We start from the raw sequence: 20,225 nt of genomic DNA, 5'->3' as shown, positions 1-20,225 counted from the left end.
AACCACTTGCGGCCCACCTCCACCCGAGTACTGTTTGACTCAGTCAACGAGTTTCTTGAGGTGGTCAATGAACAGCCCGCCACTGCTCGACCGCATCACCCAGGTCCGCGCCTTCAACCGGCTCTACACCGGCCTCATCGGGGTCCTCGAAGAAGGCCTCGTCGGCAGCGACTACTCCCTCGGCGAGGCCCGCGTGCTCTACGAGCTCGCGCAGGAGGGCGTCACCGAGGTCGCCGAGCTGCGGCGCCGCCTCGATCTGGACCCCGGGTACGCCAGCCGCCTGCTCGGACGTCTGGAAAGCCGCGGCCTGCTGGTCCGTGAGCGCCACGAGACCGACGGCCGCCGCCAGCTCGTCCGGCTCACCGAAGCCGGCCGCGCCGAGCAGCAGGTCCTCGAGGACCGCACCATCGAACAGATCGGCAAGCTGCTCAGCCGCCTCACCGACGACGACCAGCACCGCCTGGTCACGTCGATGCGCACCATCCGCCACCTCGTCGGCGAGCGCGAACCCGCCCCGGCACTCGTGCTGCGCCCGCCCCGGCCCGGCGACTTCGGCTGGGTCGTGCAGCGCAACGGCGCGGTCTACGCACAGGAGTACGGCTGGGACGCCACCTACGAAGCCCTCGTCGCCCGGATCATCGCCGACTACGTCGAGCACTACGACCCGGCGCGCGAGGCCGGGTGGATCGCCGAGCTGGGCGGGGAGCGCGTCGGCTCCGTGTTCTGCGTCCGCGGCTCGGACGACAAGACCGCGAAACTGCGCCTGCTGCTCGTCGAACCGCACGCCCGCGGCCGCGGCGTCGGCAAGCGCCTGGTGGACGAGTGCCTGGCCTTCGCGCGGGCGCACGGCTACACCGCGATGGAGCTGTGGACCAACAGCGTCCTGGCCGCCGCGCGGCACATCTACCGGCGGGCGGGGTTCGAACTCGTCGACTCGCAACCCCACCACAGCTTCGGGCACGACCTCGTCGGCGAGACCTGGCGGCGGGAGTTGTGACCACGTGTTCGTCGTCTACTGCGAAACCTGCGACACCCGGACCCTGATGGGCATCGACGAGGTGGAGTGGGTGCACAACCTGACGCCCGGCGTCATCTCGGTGACCACGGCCTGCCCGCGCGGGCACCCGACCGTCGTCCTCACCGGCGACAAGTTCCGCCCGAAGGCCGACCCGCGCGTGCCGGACCGCATCCCGCCGCTGTGGGTGCGCGCCTACCGGCACCCGGCGAAGTGGTGGGCCCGGCTGCTCGGCCGCCTGCTCCGCAAGTACGAGATCCAGCGCGACCTGCACGAGTCGCTCTACCGCTTCTGATCGCGGCCCATCGCGTAGAACTCGGGGTTCGGCCGCAACGCGGTCAGGTGCGCCAGCCGGTTGGACATCGCGAACAACGCGGTGATCGCGCCGACGTCCCAGATCTCGTCCTCGGTCAGCCCGGCCTTGCGGGCTGCCTCGATGTCGGCCTCCCCGAACAGTTCCGGCTTGCGGGCCAGCGCGAGCGCCAGGTCGACGATCGCGCGGCCCCGCTCGTCCAGCTCGACCTGCCACGGGTTGGTGGCGACCCGGTCGGCCAGCTGCGGGTCCTTCGCGCGGATCCGCAGTATCGCGCCGTGGGCGACCACGCAGTAGGTGCAGTGGTTCGCCCCCGACGTCGCCACCACGACCAGCTCCCGCTCGGCCTTGCTCAGGCCGTCGGTGCGTTCCATGAGCGCGTCGTGGTAGTCGAGGAAGGCACGCAGTTCAGCCGGCCGGTGCCCCAGCGCGCGGAAGACGTTCGGCACGAACCCCGACTTCTCCGCGATCACGCCGATGCGCTCCCGCAGGTCCTCGGGCAGGTCTTCCAGCTCCGTGACACCGAACCGGCTGTCCACGTTCTTCCTCCCTAGTGCGCCGCGCCGATGGGGCGTAGATCCTTGTCGTGCTCGTCGGCGTGGTAGTCGGTGCCCTCGGTGTCGTCGGTGCCGTTGAAGATCTTCAGGCTCCGGGCGATCACCGTGACGATCACGGCCACCACGAGGTTCGCGATCAGCGCCACGAACCCGGGGTAGATCTGGACCATCGAGCCCGAGAACGGGTGCCAGCCGAAGATCGACAGCTTGTCCAGCGCGAGCGCGGAACCGCCGAAGTGCGCCTTGCCCGTCTTCGGGTTCGGGATGCCGTAGAGCATGATGATGCCCCACACCATGCCGACGATCCAGCCGGCGATCAGGCCCCACCGGTGCAGCCACCGCGTGTACAGCGCGATCGCCACCGCGGGCAGGGTCTGCAGGATCAGCACACCGCCGATGAGCTGCAGGTCGATCGAGAACTGCGGGTCGATGAACAGGATGAACGCGACCGCGCCGAACTTCACGACCAGCGACGCCAGCTTGGCCTGCTTGGCCTCCTGCGCCGGCGTGGCGTCCCGCTTCAGGTACTCCTTGTAGATGTTGCGGGTCCACAGGTTCGCCGCGGCGATGGACATGATCGCCGCGGGCACCAGCGCGCCGATGCCGATCGCGGCGAACGCCACGCCCGCGAACCACGACGGGAACTGCGTGTCGAACAGCACCGGCACCACGGTGTTGGAGTCGGCGTTGCCGGTGGCCGCGTTGGTGATCGGCTTGACGCCCGCGGTCAGCGCGACGTAGCCGAGCAGCGCGAGCAGGCCCAGCAGCAGCGAGTACGCGGGCAGCGCGATCATGTTCCGCTTGATCACGCTGCGGCCGCGCGAGGCGAGCACGCCGGTGAGCGAGTGCGGGTACAGGAACAGCGCCAGCGCCGAACCCAGCGCCAGGGTGATGTACTGCAGCTGGTTGTTCGCGGTCAGCAGGATCGAGCCCGACGGGTTGCCCGTCTTCGGGTCCGGCGTCTGCAGCTTCTGCTGGCTCACGTCGAAGATGTGCGACCAGCCGCCGAGCTTGGACGGCAGGTAGAACACCGCGACCAGGATGACGATGTAGATCAGGCCGTCCTTGACGAACGCGATCAGCGCGGGCGCGCGCAGGCCCGACTGGTAGGTGTAGAGCGCGAGCACCAGGAACGCGATCAGCAGCGGCAGGTGACCGGCGATGCCGCCGCCGTTGAGGCCCATCGTCCGCAGCACCGCTTCCAGGCCGACCAGCTGCAGCGCGATGTACGGCATGGTCGCGACGATGCCGGTGATCGCGATCAGCAGCGCCAGCGTCGGCGAGCCGTAGCGGCCGCGCACGAAGTCGGCCGGCGTCACGTAGCCGCGCGAGCGGGACACCGACCACATCCGCAGCGCGGGCAGGAAGACGATCGGGTACAGGATCACCGTGTAGGGCAGGGCGTAGAAGCCCAGCGCGCCGGCGCCGAACACCAGCGCGGGCACGGCGACGAACGTGTAGGCGGTGTAGAGGTCACCGCCGACGAGGAACCAGGTGATCCACGAGCCGAACTTGCGGCCGCCGAGGCCCCACTCGTCGAGGTGGTCCAGCGAGGCCGCCGCGCGCCACCGGGACGCGACGAAGCCCATCACGCTGACCACCAGGAACAGCAGGACGAAAACGCTCAGCTCCACCCACTGCAGCCCGCTGCCGGGCGCCTGCGCCAGTGCCATCACTTCTCACCCTCGTCCAGCTCTTCGGCCGCGAGCCGGTCCGGCTTGCCCGTCACGACCGGCTTCCCCTTGGTCATCACGTAGACGATCGCCACGGATACGACACCGACGAACACGAAGAGGAACTGGTACCAGTAGAAGAACGGCAGTCCCAGCAACCGCGGCTTGTCGAAGTTGAACCACGGCGTGACGAGCATCAGCAGTGGTAACAGCAGGATCAGGTTCCACGGGCTGATCTGGAGCCCGGTGACCTTCCCGGCGGCTTTGCCAGACATGTGACCTCACTTGGACGGGGAATGGCCGCGTTGACCTTAAGTCCTGACCTCCCCGCCGTCACGCGTGCCCGAGTATCGATTTGATCAGCGCAACACCCGACGAACGCAGGTTGCCCGGCCCCGGCCCGGCCGATATGAATAGGCGCGCCGCGGGGTATGCGCGCGGCTGCGGCTAGTGACGAAGGGGCGAGCATGACACGGACGCGCTGGGCGGTGGTGATCCCGGCTCTGGCCGGCACCCTGCTGGCGGCGGGCACACCAGCGATCGCGGCGCCGGCCGGGCCCGCACTGAACTCGGCCGGCATCCCGGATCGCTACGCCCTCCAGACGTTGAACTGGCACACCTGCACGCCCGACGAGCTGTCGGGGCAGACCCCGCCTCCCGGCGCCGAGGGCATTGAGTGCGCCACCTACCTCTCGCCGCGGGACTGGTCGGCGCCGAACCAGGGCATCGACGTGACGATCGCGGTCAGCAGGCTCAAGGCGACCGGCGAGGCGACGGAGAGCACGTTCGTCAACCCGGGCGGCCCGGGCGCTCCCGGCCGGATGTTCCCGGCGCGGCTGCGCAACCAGACGCGGGTGCGTGAGCACCAGGACATCATCGGGTTCGACCCGCGCGGCACCGGCAAGAGCACGAACATCACCTGCGGCGGCGCGATCGGCACCGGCAGCGACCTCGACCCGCGGGACCGCAGCCGGGAGAACCTGAAGCTGATCCTGGATGCCACCGAGTACGCGGCCGACTCGTGCCAGGTGAAGTCCGGCGACCTCGGGCCGTTCATCAACACCCGGCAGACGATCAACGACCTCGACCTGCTGCGCGTGCTGCTGAAGCGGCAGAAGATCAACTGGGTCGGCTACTCGGCGGGCACCTGGATGGGCGCGCACTACGCGCAGGCCTTCCCGGACCGCACCGGCAAGTTCGTGCTCGACTCGAACACCGAGTTCACCACGACGTGGCAGAAGTCGTTCGACTGGCAGCCGCTGGGCTTCGAGCGGCGCTGGCGGGAGGACTTCCTGCCGTGGATGGCGAAATACGACAGCCTGTACCACTTCGGCACGACCGCGGAGATGACCCGGCAGACCTACGAGCAGGTGCGCTACGCCCTCACGCAGAACCCGGTCGAGGTCGACGGGACGAAGCTGTCGGCCAACGCGCTGGACTCGTTCATCGCCTCCGAGCTGTACAACAAGCGGTACTTCCCGGAGCTGGCGGACTACCTGGTCAACGTGCGGAACCTGACGCAGGGGACGGCGTCGGCCCAGCAGCAGACCGCGTTGCTGGACCAGGTGAAGGCGGTGACCGACGCGGTCGGCCCGCAGCCGCTGGTGGTGCCCACCGACTACGACGACGCCTACGACGCGAGCTTCTGGACGATCCCGTGCAACGAGGGTCCGTGGTTCGGCAACCGGAACACGGCGGTGCGGCAGTCGGCGCAGCTGGGGCCGCAGTACCCGCTGCTGGGCTGGGGGTGGCTGATCCAGCCGTGCATCTTCTGGAACAACAAGCCGGAGCCGCTTCCGGTCCTGGACGGGCGGGGCGTCCCGCCGGTGCTGATGGTGCAGTCGACGCACGACCCGGCGACGCCGATCGAGGGCGCCGAGCGCGCGCACCGCGCGTTCAAGGGCTCGCGGATGATCACCGTGACCGGCGAGGGTGACCACGGGATCTACGCCGGGGGCAACGCGGCGGTGGACAAGGTTGTGGAGGACTTCCTCGTGGACGGGGTGGTGCCGCGGGACCAGACGCTGCCTGGTATGCCGCTGCCCGACCCGACCGCCTAGTTCTCGGTCTTCAGGACCCCGCCGGGCTCGTTCTCGGCGGGGTTCTTCAGTTCTTCCTTCAGTTCGCGGAACCGGCCCGTGCAGGTGCACAACACCAGGTAGACCAGGGTCAACACGAACATCAGTCCGCCGGCCAGCAACATGGCGGCCTCCTCTCCGACTGGTATGAGTGAGACGTGCGACACAGCAGAAGAGTTGCCGTTCCGGCGGTTTTCACGCCCCCTTTCTTCTGGTAGTCCCCAGCCTGTGCACAGAGTTGTCCACAGGCTGGGGACAGGTGGGCGGATAGACTGTGGACATGGTGCGAGTCCCGCTGACCGAAGCCGAACGCGAACGCGGCGAGCGTCTCGGTGCCGCACTGCGAGCCGCGCGGGGTTCCCGCAGCATGGCCGAGGTGGCGCTGGAGGCCGGCGTCTCGGTCGAGACGCTGCGCAAGATCGAGACCGGCCGCATCCCGACGCCTGCGTTCTTCACGGTGGTCGCACTCGCGGACGCGGTCGGCCTCCCACTGGACGCCCTGCGCGACGCGATCACCGGCGTACCGACCGGCTGACGGCGAACTCGCGCACCGGAACGTGGAACTCACGGCGCCGAGGGTGGAACTCGCGGCACTTGGCGCAGAACTCACGCCACCCAGCGCGGGACTCGCGCGGCGGAGCGTGGAACTCGCGGCGCTGAACGTGGAACTCGCGGCGCGGAGCACGGACTTGCGACCCTGAGCGCGGAATCACCCGCCCGGCGCCAGCGTGCGGCTCGCGCGGCGGAGCGCGGAACTCGCGGCGCCGAGCGTGGGACTCGCGGCGCGGAGCGTGGGGCTCGCGGTTACTTCAGTTGCTCGAGCACCGGGGCGAACGCGTCCAGGCTGCGTTCCAGCACCGACACGTAGGTGATCCCGAACTGCTCCCGCATGCGCTCGATCTGCGCGACGATCTCCGGCACCGAACCGACCAGCAGCGTCGGCAGCTCGCCGATCGCGTCGACGCTCATCTCCGGCGCGAACCGCTGGAGGTCGGCCAGTGCGGCGCGGCGGTCGTCGGTCACCACGACCAGTTGCACCAGGACGTTGATCTCCGCCGTGCGGGCGCCCAGCCGTGACCGCACGAACGACACCCGCTCGGCGAACGCGTCCGCGCCGGCCAGGCCGACCAGTCCGCCGCCCTTCGCCGTCGGCGCGCCGGTCAGCGCGATCGTGTCCGCGTACTCCGCGGCCAGCGCCAGCATCCGGTCGCCCCAGCCGCCCAGCATCAGCGGCGGCCCGCCGTCCTGCGCCGGGCGCGGCTGGTGCTCGGGGTCGCCGAACAGCTTGCGCAGCTCCACGACCGTCCGTTCGACGTGGTCGACCCGGCGCCCCGGCCACGGCAGCCCGGCCGCCTCGAACTCCTCGCGCACGTACCCCGCGCCGAGACCCAGCTCCAGCCGCCCGCCGCTGTACTGGTCGGTCGTCGCGACGTCCCGCGCCAGCACGGCGGGGTGGTAGAAGGGCGCGTTGAGCACGAACGTGCCCAGCCGCACCGTCGACGTGGCCTCCGCGGCGAGCACCAGCGCCGGGAACGGCGCCGGCATCCCCAGGTGATCGGCCACGGTCACGACGTCGAAGCCCAGCTCCTCCGCCCGCCGCACCTTGTCCACGAACTCGGCCCGCGATCCGGGCTCCATCATGTTCACACCGAAGCGCATCCCCAGCATGTTCCGACCATAGAGCCGAAAACGGCGAAACGGCCACCCCCGGCCGGAACCGGGGATGGCCGTTCGCGCGGCGGAAAACTCAGCCGAGGCGCTGCTTCAGGGCCGCCAGCTCGTCGTGCAGGCTGGAGGGCACCCGGTCGCCGATCTTGGCGAACCACTCCTCGATCAGCGGGATCTCCTGGCGCCACTCCTCCGGCTTGACCGCGAGCGACTCCTGGACGTCCTCGATCGGCTCGGCGATGCCGTCCAGGTCGAGGTCCTCGGCGCGCGGCACCAGGCCGACCGGGGTCTCGACCGCGCCGGCCTTGCCCTCGAGACGCTCGACGATCCACTTGAGCACGCGCGAGTTCTCGCCGAAGCCCGGCCACAGGAACCGCTTGTCGTCACCGCGGCGGAACCAGTTGACGTAGAAGATCTTCGGCAGCTTGGCGGCGTCGGCGTTCTTGCCGGTGTCCAGCCAGTGCTGGAAGTACGCGCCGGCGTGGTAGCCGAGGAACGGCAGCATCGCCATCGGGTCGCGGCGCACCTCGCCGACCTTGCCCGCCGCGGCCGCGGTCTTCTCCGACGACATGGTGGCGCCCATGAACACGCCGTGCTGCCAGTCGCGGGCCTCGGTCACCAGCGGGACCGTGGTGGCGCGGCGGCCGCCGAACAGGATCGCCGAGATCGGCACGCCCTTCGGGTCGTCCCACTCCGGCGCGAGCGTCGGGACCTGCGCGATCGGGGTGCAGAAGCGCGAGTTCGGGTGCGCGGCGGGCTCGTCCGACTCGGGGGTCCAGTCGCGGCCCTTCCAGTCGGTGAGGTGCGCCGGCGCCTCCTTGGTCATGCCCTCCCACCACACGTCGCCGTCGTCGGTCAGCGCGACGTTGGTGAAGACGGTGTTGCCGGCCTCGATGGTCTTCATCGCCACCGGGTTGGTCTTCACACCGGTGCCCGGCGCGACGCCGAACAGGCCGAACTCGGGGTTGATCGCGTACAGGCGGCCGTCCTCGCCGAACCGCATCCACGCGATGTCGTCACCGATGGTCTCGGCGCGCCAGCCCGGGATGGTCGGCTGCAGCATTGCGAGGTTGGTCTTGCCGCACGCGCTCGGGAACGCGGCCGCCACGTAGTAGGCCTTGTTCTCCGGCGAAATCAGCTTGAGGATCAGCATGTGCTCGGCGAGCCAGCCTTCGTCACGGGCCATGACGGAGGCGATGCGCAGCGAGTAGCACTTCTTGCCCAGCAGCGAGTTGCCGCCGTAGCCCGAGCCGTAGCTCCAGATCGTCCGGCTCTCCGGGAAGTGCGAGATGTACTTGGTGTCGTTGCACGGCCAGGCGACGTCCTTCTCGCCCGGCTCCAGCGGCTTGCCGACCGAGTGCAGAGCGGGCACGAACTCGCGCTCGGTGCCGTCGTCGGTGACGAACTTCTCCAGCGCCTTGGTGCCCATGCGGGTCATCACCCGCATCGACGCCACGACGTAGGCGAAGTCGGTGACCTCGATGCCCAGCTTCGGGTTCTCGTCGCCGAGCGGGCCCATGCAGAACGGGATGACGTACATCGTCCGGCCACGCATGCAGCCCCGGTAGAGCTCGGTCATGGTGGCGCGCATCTCGTCCGGGTGCATCCAGTTGTTGGTCGGCCCGGCGTCCTCTTCGTTCTCGGAGCAGATGAAGGTCCGCTCCTCGACCCGCGCGACGTCGCTCGGGTCCGAGGCGGCCCAGAAGGAGTTCGGCTTCGCCTTCAACGGGACGAACGTGCCGGCCTCGACCAGCTCGTTGTTGATGCGCTCGGCCTCCTCGTCGGAGCCGTCGCACCACACCACTCGGTCAGGGGTGGTCAGCTCGGCGACCTCCCGTACCCACGCAAGCACACCGCTGTGCGACGTCGGCGCCTTGTCCAGTCCCGGGATGGCTACTGCAGTCATTCCTTCTCCTGACTTCGACGGCAGGAGCACGACCCCGGACAGTGAGTCCGGGGAAGCGCTCCGTCGCCGGCGACCGAATGGCTTCGCACACCGGCTGCCCTACCGGTGTGCTGGAAATACTGGGATTCCCCGAGGGTAGCCGGATGGACGGCCGGTAACCGAGGCCTGACCTGTCGGTTCTCTCACAAGAACGATCAGGGAATCGATTCAGATATCGCTGAACCGGCGTAGCGGAGAAAGTTCTTCGGCTTGCGCGTGATCTCGCCGATATCCGGGGGTGGGTGATTTGCCCGGAAACGCGATCAGGCCCCGCCGTCCGCGAGGGACGATCGGGGCCTGATTTCGCCGTGGTTACCGGTCAGTTCAGGGAAGTTCGGTTCCGCGGCCGTCAGTTCTGGGAGATCCACTGCCCGGTGCCGGAGTCGATCTTCGCGACCCCTTCGACGGCCTGTGCGCCGCTGCCGCCCCACAGCTGGTCGCTGTCCGGCGGCACCTCGGCGGTGAAACCGTTCGTCGTCTCGGTCCACTCGCCGGGGCCGGTGTGCTGGTACGTGGTCGTCTCGCCCTCGGGCGTGATGATCGTCTGGACGTCGGCCTGGCCGTCGCCGTCGACGTCGGTGAAGACCCGCGTGTTGCCCTGGTCGTCGGTGACAACCGCGCTGTCGGCGGTGCCGTCGTTGTCGCTGTCCACAGTGGCCGGGCCGACCTCGACGGTGCCGTCGGACATGTCCGCCGTGATCTCGCCCGCGCGGCCGGTCTCGGTGGCGTCCGGCTCGCCCGCCTCGGAGTCGTGGTCGGCGACCCAGTCGCCGGTCGTCTCGTCGTAGCGGGCCAGGTCGACGACGTTGCCCTCGGTGTCGGTGTGCACGTACTGGTCGGCGCGCCCGTCGTCGTCGGTGTCGACGTACGCGGTGATCGTGCCGTCGGCGTTGTCGAGGCGGACCGTCTCGTTGACCCCGTCGTGGTTGAGGTCCATGTTCTCTTCGGCCGTGTAGGTCTGCCCGTCGACCGTGATCTCCAGGTCACCGTCGGAGGTCGTGGCGTCGGTGGGCTCAACCCCGCCGGTCTCATCGATCCACACGCCGAACTCCCCAATCTCACACCAATGAAGTCACACGCTTTGACTCACGTTAGGCCGGTTCGGTTCCCCGGCACAACCGACCCTCTCAGGCCTGCTCACGCAGGGTGCGGATGCGCCCGAGCAGGGTCTCGGCCCGATCACGGCCGTCACCGGTCTCCTTGAGCTTCCGGCTCACCGCGGCCAGCTTCTTCGCCCGCTCCTGCGCGCCCATTTTGATCGACTTGTCGACCTGCTTGAGTTCGGCCTCGATGGCGTCGATCCGGCGGGACAGCGCCTCGTCGAGCGCCAGCGACAGCTGCTGTTCGGCCTCGATGAGCTGCTCGGCCACCAGCTGGTCGAGGATCGAACGCGCCTCGGCGATCGACTCGACCAGCCACTGCTTGAGGTGCTGCTTGTCCGCCGCGTGCCGCCGGGTGCGGGCCATCCACCAGCCCGCGCCGAGGCCGACGACGATCGTCGCGGGCAGCACCACCGGGTTGAGCAGGGCGACCCCGGCCAGCGGCAGCGCGGCGATCTTGCCCGCCCCGACGCCACCGGAGATCCCCATGAAGATGAGCAGCTTGTCCTCGGGCGTGGACGGCTTGCGGTCCGGCGGCCGCAGCACCACCTGCGGGCCGCCCGCGCGCAGGAACTGCGAGCGGATCACGTCCAGCTCCTCCGGCGCGAACAGCTCGGCCAGCGCGATCTCGGTGACCCGGTTCAACCGCTGCGCCATCGTCGCCGACACGCGCTGGGAGATCATCTGCAGCGCCGCGTCCACCTGCTGCGGCAGCTGGGTCAGCTGGTCGCGCTTGGCGTTGTCGATCTGGGCGCGGAAGTAGGACTGGGCGTCCCGGACCTGGCGGCTGGTTTCGTGGCCGAGGTCGACCCTGGCCCGCTGGATCTCGCCGCGCAGCTTGAGCTGCCAGCCGCGGGTGGACGTCTTGCGCTCGGCCGCCAGCTCGTCGCGCCGCTCACGCAACCGCTCCGCCTCGGCCTCGCCGGAGGACAGGGCCCGCTGCTCGGCCAGCAGCCCGGCGTGCACCTCGCCGAGCGCGCTGGACAGCGCCCGCAGCGTGTTCGCCTCGCCGAGCATCGCCGACCGGCCGACGACGAGTTCCTGCAGCGCGGCCTGCAGTTCGATCACACCAGACCGCTCCCGCAGCATCACCGCGGCCTGCTCGTTCGGCGCCTTCGCGGCCATCTCGAACATCCGCGCCGACACCGGGTGGAACACCGCGTCGGCGAAGCGCGGCGCGTGCTCGGCCAGCAGCCGCCGGTCGGCCTCCAGCACCTCGCGCCAGCCGCGGAAGGCGTCCGTTTTGGACAGTGCGAACACCACGGTCTCCACGCGATCGCCGACGCGGCGCAGGAACTCCAGCTCACCGGCGGTGAACGGGGCCGAGGCGTCGACGACGAACAGCAGCGCGGTCGCGTTCGCCGCGGCTTCGGCGGCCAGCTCGCCGTGCATCGAATCGAGCCCGCCGACCCCGGGGGTGTCCACCAGCGACACTCGCTCCAGGATCGGGACGGGACCGGTGACCTCGACGTACCGCGGCGGCAGCTGGCCGTCGGGCAGCTCGTGCGCGGCCGAGACCCAGCGAACGAGTTCAGGCAGCGGCACGGCGACCGGCGCGAGCTGACCGGGGTAGCAGGCCTGCGCGCCCCACTCCGGGGCGTGGTCGAAGACGAGGTAGCCGGCGGTGGCGACGTCGGCGTCCACCGGGGACAGACCTGGGGTCGCCAGCAGCGCGTTGACCAGGGAACTCTTGCCGCGGTTGGTCTCGCCGACCACCACCACCTGCGGCTTCTTCGGCCGCGACCGGCGGACCTCCTCGACCCACGCCGCCGCCTTCGGGTCGTTCTCCCGCAGCAGGGTCAGCAGTGCTTCGCGGGCCTGCTTGACCTGGTTGGGCAGGGACGAGAGCGGCGGAGCGGTCACGACCGGACCTTAGCGCTTCGTGTAGACCGTCACGACGGGCGCGCGCAGCAGGCGGCCGCCGTCGGTGAACCCGACGACCTCGGTCTCGGCGACCACGCCGTCCAGCGCCGGGTCGTCGGTCTTGATCGCGCCGCCTGCCTCGTGCACGGACGGGTCGAACCGCTGCCCGTCCGGCCGCACCGCCTCCACCCCGACGCGGGCCAGCCCTTGTTCGAGGCGCTCGACCACGCCCCCGCTGCGCGCCCGGTCCAGGGCGTAGAGGCAGAGCTGGATCAGCTCCTGCCGGTCGGCCCGCGCCTGCTCCAGCGCTTCCGGGCCGGCGGCGGCCAGATCGGATACACGGTTCACATCGGTGTTGGACGGGGGTTGCGCCGCTGTGGTTCCCTCGACTTCGTCGATGATCTTCGCCAGTTGCGCGCCGGGGATCTGCCCGGTCGGGGAGTCGTCCGCGGACCGGCGCCGGAACCAGGAAGCCACGCTCACCACCCCTCGTTCATCTCAGCTGCTGCCAGATGAGGAAGTACGCCCGGTGCACGACGTGCGCGACCCGGCTCTGCGCGGGCGTCGCGCCGAAGGACGCGAACGACCGCCACCAGCCGGCGCGCTCCAGCGCGTGCGCGGCGAGCTCCGGCCGGGACGCGCCGGGCAGGCCCAGCTGCTCGTCGATGTCGGCGTTGCTGCCCACCCGCAGGACCTCTTCGGCCAGGTCCTCGGGCATGTCGACCGCGCCGGCCACGACCAGCGTGAGCGCCTCCAGCAGGCGCAGCTGGTGCGCCTCGGGCTTGGCGAGCAGCACCTCGATGGCGTCGTGCACGCGCTGCCGCTCGGCCGGGTCGCCGGAAGCGTGCGCCAGCGCGGTGACCGACGCGAGCGCGGCGGCGGCCTTGATCCCGTCCGCGCGGGCGGCGAAGACCGTGTTCAGCCGGGCGCGGACGGCGTCCAGACCGGAGGCGCTGAGCAGCAGCCTGCGCAGGGCGCCCGCGGTGATCGCCGAGTCGGCGCGGATCGCGTCGATGGCGCGGCGGATGCCGTAGAGGTCGAGCTTCTCCAGCAGCCGCAGGCGGGTGCCTGCCGGGACGTCGCAGTCCCAGCTGGTGAAGATGTCGGCCGCCATCAGCATGGTCTCCAGCGTCGCGTCGTCCAGAGCGGCCAGCTGGCGCAGCGCGTCGGCGTCGGCGGAGGTGAAGTTGCCCGACTCGGCCGACTCGGCGATCAGCCCGATCACCGGCAGCACGTCGGCGACCCGCGGCTTGAGCAGCAGACCTTGCTTCTCGGCGAGGATCGACGCGGCCCGCCACACGTCGCCGCCGGAACCCTCGACGGACTCCGGCGGGATGGTGTCGGCCTTGTTCAGCACGGCGATCGCGTTGACCGGGCCGGCCTCGCGGCTCGCGGTCGCGGCGGTGAACGCGGCGAGCGCCTGCTGGTCGTCCGCGCGCACGCCCTGGGTCACGACGTAGAGGACGGCCTCCGCGCCGGCGACCGCGTTGCGCGAGGTCTCGTCCAGCTCGTCGCCGCCTTCTTCGGCGTGGGCCGCGCCCAGCAACTGCTCGGTGCGCGACACCGACGCGGCGTCCAGCGAGCCGAGGCCGGGGGTGTCGATGACGGTCATCTCCTGCAGGACCGCGCTGGTCAGGTACGCCTCGATGTGCGAGACCTTGCTGATGTCCACGCCCAGCTCGGCCGGGATGGACCCGTCCGGCGCGAACGGCAGCACCTGCTTGTGTCCGCCGGCGAAGACCACTTCGATGCGGTCGACCGTGCCGTACTGGAAGCGGGTCACCAGGCGGGTGCACTCGCCCACGTCGGTCGGCGCGACCCGCCGCCCGATCAGCGCGTTGACCAGCGTCGACTTGCCGGACTTGATGCGCCCGGCGACCGCGACCTGCAGCGGCGCGCCGAGGCGGCGCAGCACCTCGGCGAACCCGGCGGCGGTGCGGGCGGAAACCTGCGGCTGCAGGCGGCGGCAGAGGTTGGCCACCGACACCGACAGCGGACCGGCCAGGCGGCCCTGATCCGTCGTCGCCGTCACGTCGCCCCCTCCCGGTGCCTGCGTTGTGCCCCCGAATCCTGCCATGAAGCTCGGCCCGAAGTCCCACGTGCGGTGATACCTCGGGATGACGCGGAGTGGACCGCCGCCGACCTAGGGTGAACGGTGTGCGGCGACTGAGCTTGTGGATGCGGGCGCACCCGATGGTCGGGGACGTCCTGCTCGCCGTGTTGCTGCTGCTCATGGATCTGTTGTTCCTGGTCGCGCGGGCCGAGCCCAGCGAGGGTCAGCGGTGGTACGTGGCGATCCCGCTGGACCTCGCGATGGTGGGGCCGGTGGCGTTCCGCCGGAAGTACCCGGTGGTCACCGCCTACGTGATCCTGCTGATGACAGTGCCGCACAGCGCGCTGGAGCTGGGGGTCGGCAGCGCGACGGCGAGCTGCGTGGCGCTGTACACGGTGGTCGTCTACGTCGGGCGGCGGCAGGCCGCGCTGTACCTGGCCGCGCAGGCCGTGATCAGCGTGGTGCAGATGTGGGCCGGCTGGTCGCCGCAGGGCTGGGCGCCGCTGCTGTTCATCGGGCTGATCTTCGCGTTGTGCTGGGTGCTCGGCGAGTTCGTCGGCGCGCGCCGGGCCTACCACGCGGAGATGGAGGCGCGGCTGCACCTGCTGGAGACCGAACGCGACCAGGCCGGGCGGATCGCGGTGGCCGAGGAGCGCGGGCGGATCGCGCGGGAGCTGCACGACGTGGTCGCCCACGCGGTGAGCGTGATCGTGGTGCAGGCCGACGGGGCGTCCTACGCGCTGCGGTCCAACCCGGAGCTGGCCGAGCGGGCGGTGCGCACGATCTCCGAGACGGGCAGGCAGGCGCTGACCGAGCTGCGGCGGCTGCTGCAGGTGCTGCGCAACGAAGAGGTGGCCGGGGAGCCGCGCATCCCGCAGCCGACCGCGGAGTCGCTGGCCGACCTGGCGGAGCGGGTGCGGACCGCGGGGGTGCCGGTGGAGTTGTCGATCGACGGGTCGCTCGCCGAACTGCCTGCCGGGGTGTCGCTCGGCGTGTACCGGATCGTGCAGGAGTCGCTGACCAACACGCTCAAGCACGCCGGTCAGGGGGCCCGGGCGGAGGTGCGGGTGCGGCGGACCGAGAACCTGGTGGACGTGGAGATCGTGGACGACGGGGCCGGGAAGGCGCGGGAGCTGGTGCCCGGGCCGGACCTGCCGGGAGGCAACGGGGTGATCGGGATGCGCGAACGGGCGCACCTGTTCGGCGGGATTTTGCAGGTGGGGCCGCGGCCGGGCGGTGGCTGGCGGGTGCACGCGAGCTTCCCGGTGAGGCTCGACCCGTGATCCGCGTGGTGGTGGTCGACGACCAGGAGCTGATGCGGGTCGGGTTCCGCATGGTGCTGGGCGCGCAGGACGACATCGACCTGGTCGGCGAGGCGGGCAACGGCGCGGACGCGGTGTCACTGGCCGGTTCGCTGCGGCCGGACGTCGTGTTGATGGACGTGCGGATGCCGGTGATGGACGGGGTGGAGGCGACGAAGCGGATCGTCGAGGCCGGCACGTCGCGGGTGCTGGTGATGACGACCTTCGACCTGGACGAGTACGTGTACGCGGCGCTGCAGAACGGGGCCAGCGGGTTCCTGCTGAAGGACACGCCGCCGGACCACCTGGTGTCGGCGCTGCGGTCGGTGGCGTCCGGGGACGCCGTGGTGTCGCCGTCGGTGACGCGGCGGCTGCTGGACCGTTTCATGAGCGGCGGCGGCCCCCTGCGCGACGAGGCCGAGCTGAACGTGCTGACCGAGCGGGAGCGGGAGGTGCTGGTGCTCATCGCGAAGGGCCTGTCCAATGTGGAGATAGCGGAAAAGCTGTTCCTCTCCGAGGCGACGGTGAAGACGCACGTGGGACGGATCCTGGCGAAGCTCGGACTGCGGGACCGCGTGCAGGCGGTGGTGCTGGCCTACGAGACGGGGTTGATCCGGCCCGGGTTGGCCTGAGCGAGGCGGCCCCGGCGGGGCACCTGGCTCGGGGCGACCGATCGCTTGCCGTTGGGCGCCGGGTGGCGCCGCCCGCGTCCGGGCCAGCGCGGCGGAGCCGGCTCCGGCTCGCGACCCCCCGGCGTGCCGGTGGCCGCACTGAGGCGGCCGGCCACGCGCGAGGTGGCCATCGGGTTCCGGCGTGGGCGGCGCGTGGGTCGCCGCCGTGGACAGCCGTCGGCGGTGCGGCCTGAGGCGTCAGAAGAGCAGCACCCGCAGGCGATACAACTCCAGGTCGGCCACCGCGCGCGCCAGGTAGCGCTCGTCCAGAGGGCGGAGGACGGACCGCAGCTCACGCGCGGCCTTGTGGGGCAGTGCGGCCAGCACCGCCACCACCCCTTCCGACGCGCGACCGCGCCACTCGACTGGCAGCCCCGCCGAGCGGCAGTCCTCGACGGTTCCGGCCTGTGGCGTCACAGGAGCAGCGCTCGCAGGCGATGCGTCTCCGAACCAGCGACGGTGCGCGCCAGGTAGCGCTCGTCCAGAGGGCGGACCGCAGCTCACGCGCCGCCTTACGGGGCAGTGCGGCCAGCACCGCCGCCACCCCTTCCGACGCGCGACCGCGCCACTCGACTGGCAGCCCCGCCGAGCGGCAGTCCTCGACGGTTCCGGCCTGTGGCGTCACAAGAGCAGCACTCGCACGCGATACGACTCCGGATCAGCCACCGCGCGCGCCAGATAACGCTCGTCCAGAGGGCGGAGGACGGACCGCAGCTCACGCGCCGCCCTACCGGGCAGTGCGGCCAGCACCGCCGCCAGCGTCTTCCGGCGCACGACCGGGTCGTCCCACTGGCAGCCGGGGCAGGGGCAGTCTTCGGGGGCGTAGCCGTCGAAGCGCCGGGCCGCGCCGTGCACGAACCGGGACCAGCCGGCCACCGCCTCGGCGACAGCGCCTGGGTGCAGCCGGGTGCGTTCCAGGTGGGCGATCGCGCGCAGGGTGCCCGCGGAGACCCCGCCGACCTGCGGGATGCGGCGGTGCTCCGGCCAGGTCGTCCGGCCGGTGCGCAGCTGTGCGGGGCGCCTACGCGGCATGGCCCTTTCTGGTCGTCATGCCGGTCATCCTCTCACCGGTAGGGGGCCGGGTCCACCTCCGCCGGGTTGCGGCCCGCCTTGTGGACCTCCGCGTACCAGCGGCCCCAGTCCGGCCGGGTGCCGTCCACGTCGGTGACGTCGTACTCGTGCATGAGCGTCCACGAGGCGAGCGTGCGGCCGGCGAAACGGGCCGCGTCCGGGTCGTTCACCAGCGCGGCCACCCCACGCGCCAGGTAGTACGGCGTCTCCGAGATCGCGAAGTCCGGGCCGCCCGCGCCGGTCACCGCGTCGCGCCAGTTCGGCTCCGCGACGCCGAACAGGTCCAGCATCGCCTCGGAGCGGAGGAAACCGGGCGTGACCGACAGGCCGACGCACCCCTTCGCCGCCAGCTCCGCGCCCAGCGCCCTGCCGAGCGCCCGCACCCCGCACTTCGCCAGGTAGTACGGGATGCCCGCGCCCACGTACTCGTCGTCGTCGCCGTCGGTCACCTCGATCACGAAACCGCCGAGGCGCCGCACCACCAGCGGCAACAGCCGGTGCAGCGCGATCAGGTGTGTGTCCAGCGCGTTGTGCACCAGGGTCAGCGCGTCGTCCAGGCTGGACTCCCAGTACGGCCGCTCGAAGTCGACGAACGGGTCACCACCCCAGACGTCGTCGACCAGGACGTCCAGGCCGCCGGACTCCGCCTCGACCCGGTCCCGCAGCGCGTCCACGTCCGCCACCGACGTGAAGTCGCACCGCACCGGAACGCCCCGGCCGCCCGCCGCGTCCACCAGCTCGGCCGTCTCCTCGATCGTCTCCGACCGCTTCATCGGCGACGACGACTCGCGGGTCGTACGTCCGGTGACGTACACCGTCGCCCCACCCCGGCCGAGCTCCACCGCGATCGCGCGACCGCACCCCCTGGTCGCGCCCGTCACCAGCACCGTCTTCGCCGTCATGCGGGCACGATAACGCCCGACCCCGACAAAATCGGGCCCCGAAGCTCAGGGGCGATTCAGGGTCATCACCGATCCCGTGCGCACGCGAATCGCGGGAGGCTACTACCGCAGTCGGGTGGGAAGTTCGAACCACAGGATGACGCGCACGCGTGCCCCGATCGGTCAGCATGAGAGCCGCACGGGGAACAACAGGCTTTTGACCAGCACAGGGGAGCAACCATGATAGAGGCACGGGGCCTCACCAAACACTACGGAAAAACGCTCGCCGTCAACGATCTGTCATTCGACGTCGCCCCCGGCGAGGTGACCGGTTTCCTCGGTCCGAACGGCGCCGGGAAATCGACCACCATGCGGATGATCCTGGGCCTGGACAATCCGACGAGCGGCCAGGTGACCATCGGCGGAAAGCGTTACACGGAACTGAAGAATCCACTTCGGACCGTCGGCGCGCTGCTCGACGCCAAGTGGGTGCACCCGAACCGCTCGGCGCGAGCGCACCTGGCCTGGATGGCGAAGTCCAACCACATCCCGGCGCGCCGCGTCGAAGAGGTGCTGGACATCGTCGGCCTGACCAGCGTCGCGGGCAAGCGCGCAGGCGGGTTCTCGCTGGGCATGTCGCAGCGGCTGGGGATCGCCGCGGCACTGCTCGGCGACCCGGAGGTGCTGCTGTTCGACGAGCCGGTCAACGGCCTCGACCCGGAGGGCATCCTCTGGATCCGCAAGTTCATGCACCGCCTCGCCGACGAGGGCCGCACCGTCTTCGTCTCCAGCCACCTGCTGTCGGAGATGGCGCTGACCGCCTCCAACCTCGTGGTCATCGGCAAGGGCAAGCTGATCTCGCAGAGCACCACGAAGGAGTTCGTGGCCAGGGCCAGCGAGAACACCGTCAAGGTGCGCAGCCCGCAGCTGGCGAAGCTGCGCTCGCTGCTGCCCGCCGACAGCGCCACCGACACCGACGACGGCATCCTGGTGTCCGGTTTGGACAGCGACAAGATCGGCGAGCTGGCCGCGAGCAACGGCATCGTGCTGCACGAGCTGAGCCCGCAGACGGGTTCGCTGGAGCAGGCGTTCATGCAGATCACGGGCGATTCCGTGGAGTACCACACCGGTCTGGAGACCGAAGCCCGGCACGCTCTCGAGCCGGCGAACTAGGGGAGACGCGAACATCATGACTTTGCTTGCCGTGGAACGGATGAAACTGTTCACCACCCGCTCGCCGTGGTGGTGCGCACTGGTGGCCCTGGCCACCACGATCGGGTTCTCCGCCCTGGTCGTCGGCAACGCCGACGACGGGGGCGAGTTCACCGCCACCGTCGCCTCGACCCAGTTCGGCTACAGCTTCGGCATGGCCGTGATCATGGTGCTGGCCGCTCTCGCGGTCACCACCGAGTACCGCTTCGGCACGATCCGCACGACCTTCCAGGCGGTGCCCAACCGGGCCGCCGCACTGGTCGCGAAGACGACAGTGGTCGCACTGGTCGCACTGGTCATCGGCGAGCTGAGCGCGTTCGGCTCGTGGGCGCTGGCGCTGCTGCTCAAGCCGAACGCCCCGCTCGCGCTGGACACCGGCGCAGACTGGATCAACGTGGCCGGGGTCGGCGCGGTCTACGCGCTCGCCGCGGTGATCGCGGTGGCCGTGGGCATCCTGCTCCGCCACAGCGCCGGCGCCATCGCGCTGCTGCTGATCTACGCGCTCGCGGTCGAGGACCTGATCCGGCTCATCCCGAGCATCGGCGACGACATCTACCAGTGGCTGCCGTTCAACGTCGCCAACAAGTTCCTCACCGGCGACGGCGCGTCGAACATGGGCCGCAACGTCGACGCGGGCGCGCCGATGTCCACCGCGGTGCTGTCGCAGGGCTGGTCGCTGGCCTACTTCGCGGCGGTCGCCGTCGGGCTGCTGGCCATCGCGGTCGCCACGGCTCGCAAGCGCGACGCCTGAGCGAAGACCACCACAGGAACGCTCCGGTGGGGACCGGAGCACGGGGAAGAAGAACGGCCCGGGCCACCGAATT

General features: G+C 70.6%; 21 protein-coding genes. 8 read left to right on the top strand and 13 right to left on the bottom strand.

What is annotated here, in order from left to right:
* Nucleotides 1-67 precede the first annotated feature (67 nt).
* Together L2C96_RS09665 and L2C96_RS09660 are read left to right on the top strand one after the other, a co-directional pair.
* On the top strand, nucleotides 68-997 hold the full coding sequence (locus tag L2C96_RS09665; RefSeq protein ID WP_020422256.1) for a bifunctional helix-turn-helix transcriptional regulator/GNAT family N-acetyltransferase: 930 nt from the start codon (nucleotides 68-70) through the stop codon (nucleotides 995-997).
* 4 nt (nucleotides 998-1,001) lie between these two features.
* Nucleotides 1,002-1,310 carry a hypothetical protein gene (locus tag L2C96_RS09660; RefSeq protein WP_020422257.1) on the top strand — a complete coding sequence of 103 codons (309 nt, stop codon included), beginning with the start codon at nucleotides 1,002-1,004 and terminating at the stop codon, nucleotides 1,308-1,310.
* Here the strand turns inward: L2C96_RS09660 and L2C96_RS09655 are convergent.
* From L2C96_RS09655 to L2C96_RS09645, 3 genes are read right to left on the bottom strand one after another with little or no spacing between them, the layout of a single operon-like run.
* On the bottom strand, nucleotides 1,298-1,867 hold the full coding sequence (locus L2C96_RS09655; RefSeq protein ID WP_020422258.1) for a peroxidase-related enzyme: 570 nt from the start codon (nucleotides 1,865-1,867) through the stop codon (nucleotides 1,298-1,300). The two genes, L2C96_RS09660 and L2C96_RS09655, sit on opposite strands and share 13 nt — an antisense overlap.
* 11 nt (nucleotides 1,868-1,878) lie before the next feature.
* A complete protein-coding gene (gene mctP / locus L2C96_RS09650; RefSeq protein WP_237335896.1) occupies nucleotides 1,879-3,558 on the bottom strand; it encodes a monocarboxylate uptake permease MctP in 1,680 nt (559 codons plus the stop codon).
* Nucleotides 3,558-3,833, bottom strand: a complete 276-nt coding sequence (locus L2C96_RS09645) for a DUF3311 domain-containing protein (protein WP_020422260.1) — start codon at nucleotides 3,831-3,833, stop codon at nucleotides 3,558-3,560. The genes mctP and L2C96_RS09645 overlap by 1 nt, the downstream gene beginning before the upstream one ends.
* A gap of 192 nt (nucleotides 3,834-4,025) precedes the next feature.
* Between L2C96_RS09645 and L2C96_RS09640 the strand changes: the two genes are divergently transcribed.
* A complete protein-coding gene (locus L2C96_RS09640; RefSeq protein ID WP_237335895.1) occupies nucleotides 4,026-5,618 on the top strand; it encodes an alpha/beta hydrolase in 1,593 nt (530 codons plus the stop codon).
* On the opposite strand, the gene L2C96_RS09635 is transcribed toward L2C96_RS09640, so the two are convergent.
* Nucleotides 5,615-5,761 carry a hypothetical protein gene (locus L2C96_RS09635; protein ID WP_020422262.1) on the bottom strand — a complete coding sequence of 49 codons (147 nt, stop codon included), beginning with the start codon at nucleotides 5,759-5,761 and terminating at the stop codon, nucleotides 5,615-5,617. The genes L2C96_RS09640 and L2C96_RS09635 overlap by 4 nt on opposite strands.
* Nucleotides 5,762-5,916: 155 nt before the next feature.
* Here L2C96_RS09635 and L2C96_RS09630 point away from each other — a divergent pair, with 155 nt between their 5' ends.
* Complete coding sequence (locus L2C96_RS09630; RefSeq protein ID WP_020422263.1) at nucleotides 5,917-6,171, top strand: helix-turn-helix domain-containing protein; 255 nt, start codon at nucleotides 5,917-5,919, stop codon at nucleotides 6,169-6,171.
* A 269-nt stretch (nucleotides 6,172-6,440) separates the two neighbouring features.
* Here the strand turns inward: L2C96_RS09630 and L2C96_RS09625 are convergent, their stop codons facing one another.
* From L2C96_RS09625 to L2C96_RS09600, 6 genes are all read right to left on the bottom strand, one after another.
* Nucleotides 6,441-7,304: an LLM class F420-dependent oxidoreductase gene (locus L2C96_RS09625; RefSeq protein WP_237335894.1), complete on the bottom strand. Its 864-nt coding sequence runs from the start codon at nucleotides 7,302-7,304 to the stop codon at nucleotides 6,441-6,443.
* 79 nt (nucleotides 7,305-7,383) lie between these two features.
* A complete protein-coding gene (locus L2C96_RS09620) occupies nucleotides 7,384-9,210 on the bottom strand; it encodes a phosphoenolpyruvate carboxykinase (GTP) (RefSeq protein WP_027936490.1) in 1,827 nt (608 codons plus the stop codon).
* A gap of 388 nt (nucleotides 9,211-9,598) precedes the next feature.
* A complete protein-coding gene (locus tag L2C96_RS09615; RefSeq protein ID WP_237335893.1) occupies nucleotides 9,599-10,291 on the bottom strand; it encodes a DUF6802 family protein in 693 nt (230 codons plus the stop codon).
* An 85-nt stretch (nucleotides 10,292-10,376) separates the two neighbouring features.
* A complete protein-coding gene (locus L2C96_RS09610) occupies nucleotides 10,377-12,212 on the bottom strand; it encodes a dynamin family protein (RefSeq protein WP_020422267.1) in 1,836 nt (611 codons plus the stop codon).
* Nucleotides 12,213-12,221: 9 nt separating this feature from the next.
* Nucleotides 12,222-12,698: a nucleotide exchange factor GrpE gene (gene grpE / locus L2C96_RS09605; RefSeq protein ID WP_020422268.1), complete on the bottom strand. Its 477-nt coding sequence runs from the start codon at nucleotides 12,696-12,698 to the stop codon at nucleotides 12,222-12,224.
* A gap of 7 nt (nucleotides 12,699-12,705) precedes the next feature.
* A complete protein-coding gene (locus tag L2C96_RS09600) occupies nucleotides 12,706-14,289 on the bottom strand; it encodes a dynamin family protein (protein ID WP_237335892.1) in 1,584 nt (527 codons plus the stop codon).
* A 101-nt stretch (nucleotides 14,290-14,390) separates the two neighbouring features.
* On the opposite strand from L2C96_RS09600, the gene L2C96_RS09595 reads away from it, so the two are divergent.
* Nucleotides 14,391-15,548 (top strand): sensor histidine kinase, encoded by a 1,158-nt coding sequence (locus L2C96_RS09595; protein WP_425550238.1) that lies wholly within the window; start codon nucleotides 14,391-14,393, stop codon nucleotides 15,546-15,548.
* On the top strand, nucleotides 15,545-16,198 hold the full coding sequence (locus L2C96_RS09590; RefSeq protein WP_020422271.1) for a response regulator: 654 nt from the start codon (nucleotides 15,545-15,547) through the stop codon (nucleotides 16,196-16,198). Before L2C96_RS09595 ends, L2C96_RS09590 begins: the two co-directional genes overlap by 4 nt.
* Nucleotides 16,199-16,435: 237 nt before the next feature.
* Here the strand turns inward: L2C96_RS09590 and L2C96_RS09585 are convergent, their stop codons facing one another.
* The 3 genes from L2C96_RS09585 to L2C96_RS09575 form a co-directional block, all read right to left on the bottom strand.
* Nucleotides 16,436-16,654 (bottom strand): hypothetical protein, encoded by a 219-nt coding sequence (locus L2C96_RS09585; RefSeq protein WP_237335891.1) that lies wholly within the window; start codon nucleotides 16,652-16,654, stop codon nucleotides 16,436-16,438.
* A 204-nt stretch (nucleotides 16,655-16,858) separates the two neighbouring features.
* Nucleotides 16,859-17,269, bottom strand: coding sequence for a hypothetical protein (locus tag L2C96_RS09580; RefSeq protein WP_237335890.1), 411 nt, complete (start codon nucleotides 17,267-17,269; stop codon nucleotides 16,859-16,861).
* 32 nt (nucleotides 17,270-17,301) lie between these two features.
* The gene (locus L2C96_RS09575) at nucleotides 17,302-18,210 is read right to left on the bottom strand and encodes an SDR family NAD(P)-dependent oxidoreductase (protein ID WP_237335889.1); all 909 of its coding nucleotides are present in this window, start codon (nucleotides 18,208-18,210) and stop codon (nucleotides 17,302-17,304) included.
* 219 nt (nucleotides 18,211-18,429) lie between these two features.
* Here L2C96_RS09575 and L2C96_RS09570 point away from each other — a divergent pair, with 219 nt between their 5' ends.
* Complete coding sequence (locus tag L2C96_RS09570) at nucleotides 18,430-19,362, top strand: ABC transporter ATP-binding protein (protein ID WP_237335888.1); 933 nt, start codon at nucleotides 18,430-18,432, stop codon at nucleotides 19,360-19,362.
* A 16-nt stretch (nucleotides 19,363-19,378) separates the two neighbouring features.
* Nucleotides 19,379-20,152, top strand: a complete 774-nt coding sequence (locus tag L2C96_RS09565; RefSeq protein WP_027936614.1) for an ABC transporter permease — start codon at nucleotides 19,379-19,381, stop codon at nucleotides 20,150-20,152.
* Nucleotides 20,153-20,225 lie beyond the last annotated feature (73 nt).

This window comes from Amycolatopsis tucumanensis (assembly GCF_021654135.1).
GTDB lineage: Bacteria > Actinomycetota > Actinomycetes > Mycobacteriales > Pseudonocardiaceae > Amycolatopsis_E > Amycolatopsis_E tucumanensis.
Note: the sequence above shows the minus strand (reverse complement) of the source record. Positions and strands in the feature narration are given on the sequence as shown.

Bases quoted from the DNA above. Each gene is read 5' to 3' on its own strand.
- L2C96_RS09665 (WP_020422256.1), top strand. From the start codon at position 68: ATGAACAGCCCGCCACTGCTCGACCGCATCACCCAGGTCCGCGCCTTC.
- mctP (WP_237335896.1), bottom strand. From the start codon at position 3,558: ATGGCACTGGCGCAGGCGCCCGGCAGCGGGCTGCAGTGGGTGGAGCTG.
- L2C96_RS09645 (WP_020422260.1), bottom strand. From the start codon at position 3,833: ATGTCTGGCAAAGCCGCCGGGAAGGTCACCGGGCTCCAGATCAGCCCG.
- L2C96_RS09640 (WP_237335895.1), top strand. From the start codon at position 4,026: ATGACACGGACGCGCTGGGCGGTGGTGATCCCGGCTCTGGCCGGCACC.
- L2C96_RS09635 (WP_020422262.1), bottom strand. From the start codon at position 5,761: ATGTTGCTGGCCGGCGGACTGATGTTCGTGTTGACCCTGGTCTACCTG.
- L2C96_RS09630 (WP_020422263.1), top strand. From the start codon at position 5,917: ATGGTGCGAGTCCCGCTGACCGAAGCCGAACGCGAACGCGGCGAGCGT.
- L2C96_RS09625 (WP_237335894.1), bottom strand. From the start codon at position 7,304: ATGCTGGGGATGCGCTTCGGTGTGAACATGATGGAGCCCGGATCGCGG.
- L2C96_RS09620 (WP_027936490.1), bottom strand. From the start codon at position 9,210: ATGACTGCAGTAGCCATCCCGGGACTGGACAAGGCGCCGACGTCGCAC.
- L2C96_RS09600 (WP_237335892.1), bottom strand. From the start codon at position 14,289: ATGGCAGGATTCGGGGGCACAACGCAGGCACCGGGAGGGGGCGACGTG.
- L2C96_RS09595 (WP_425550238.1), top strand. From the start codon at position 14,391: ATGCGGGCGCACCCGATGGTCGGGGACGTCCTGCTCGCCGTGTTGCTG.
- L2C96_RS09580 (WP_237335890.1), bottom strand. From the start codon at position 17,269: ATGCCGCGTAGGCGCCCCGCACAGCTGCGCACCGGCCGGACGACCTGG.
- L2C96_RS09575 (WP_237335889.1), bottom strand. From the start codon at position 18,210: ATGACGGCGAAGACGGTGCTGGTGACGGGCGCGACCAGGGGGTGCGGT.
- L2C96_RS09570 (WP_237335888.1), top strand. From the start codon at position 18,430: ATGATAGAGGCACGGGGCCTCACCAAACACTACGGAAAAACGCTCGCC.
- L2C96_RS09565 (WP_027936614.1), top strand. From the start codon at position 19,379: ATGACTTTGCTTGCCGTGGAACGGATGAAACTGTTCACCACCCGCTCG.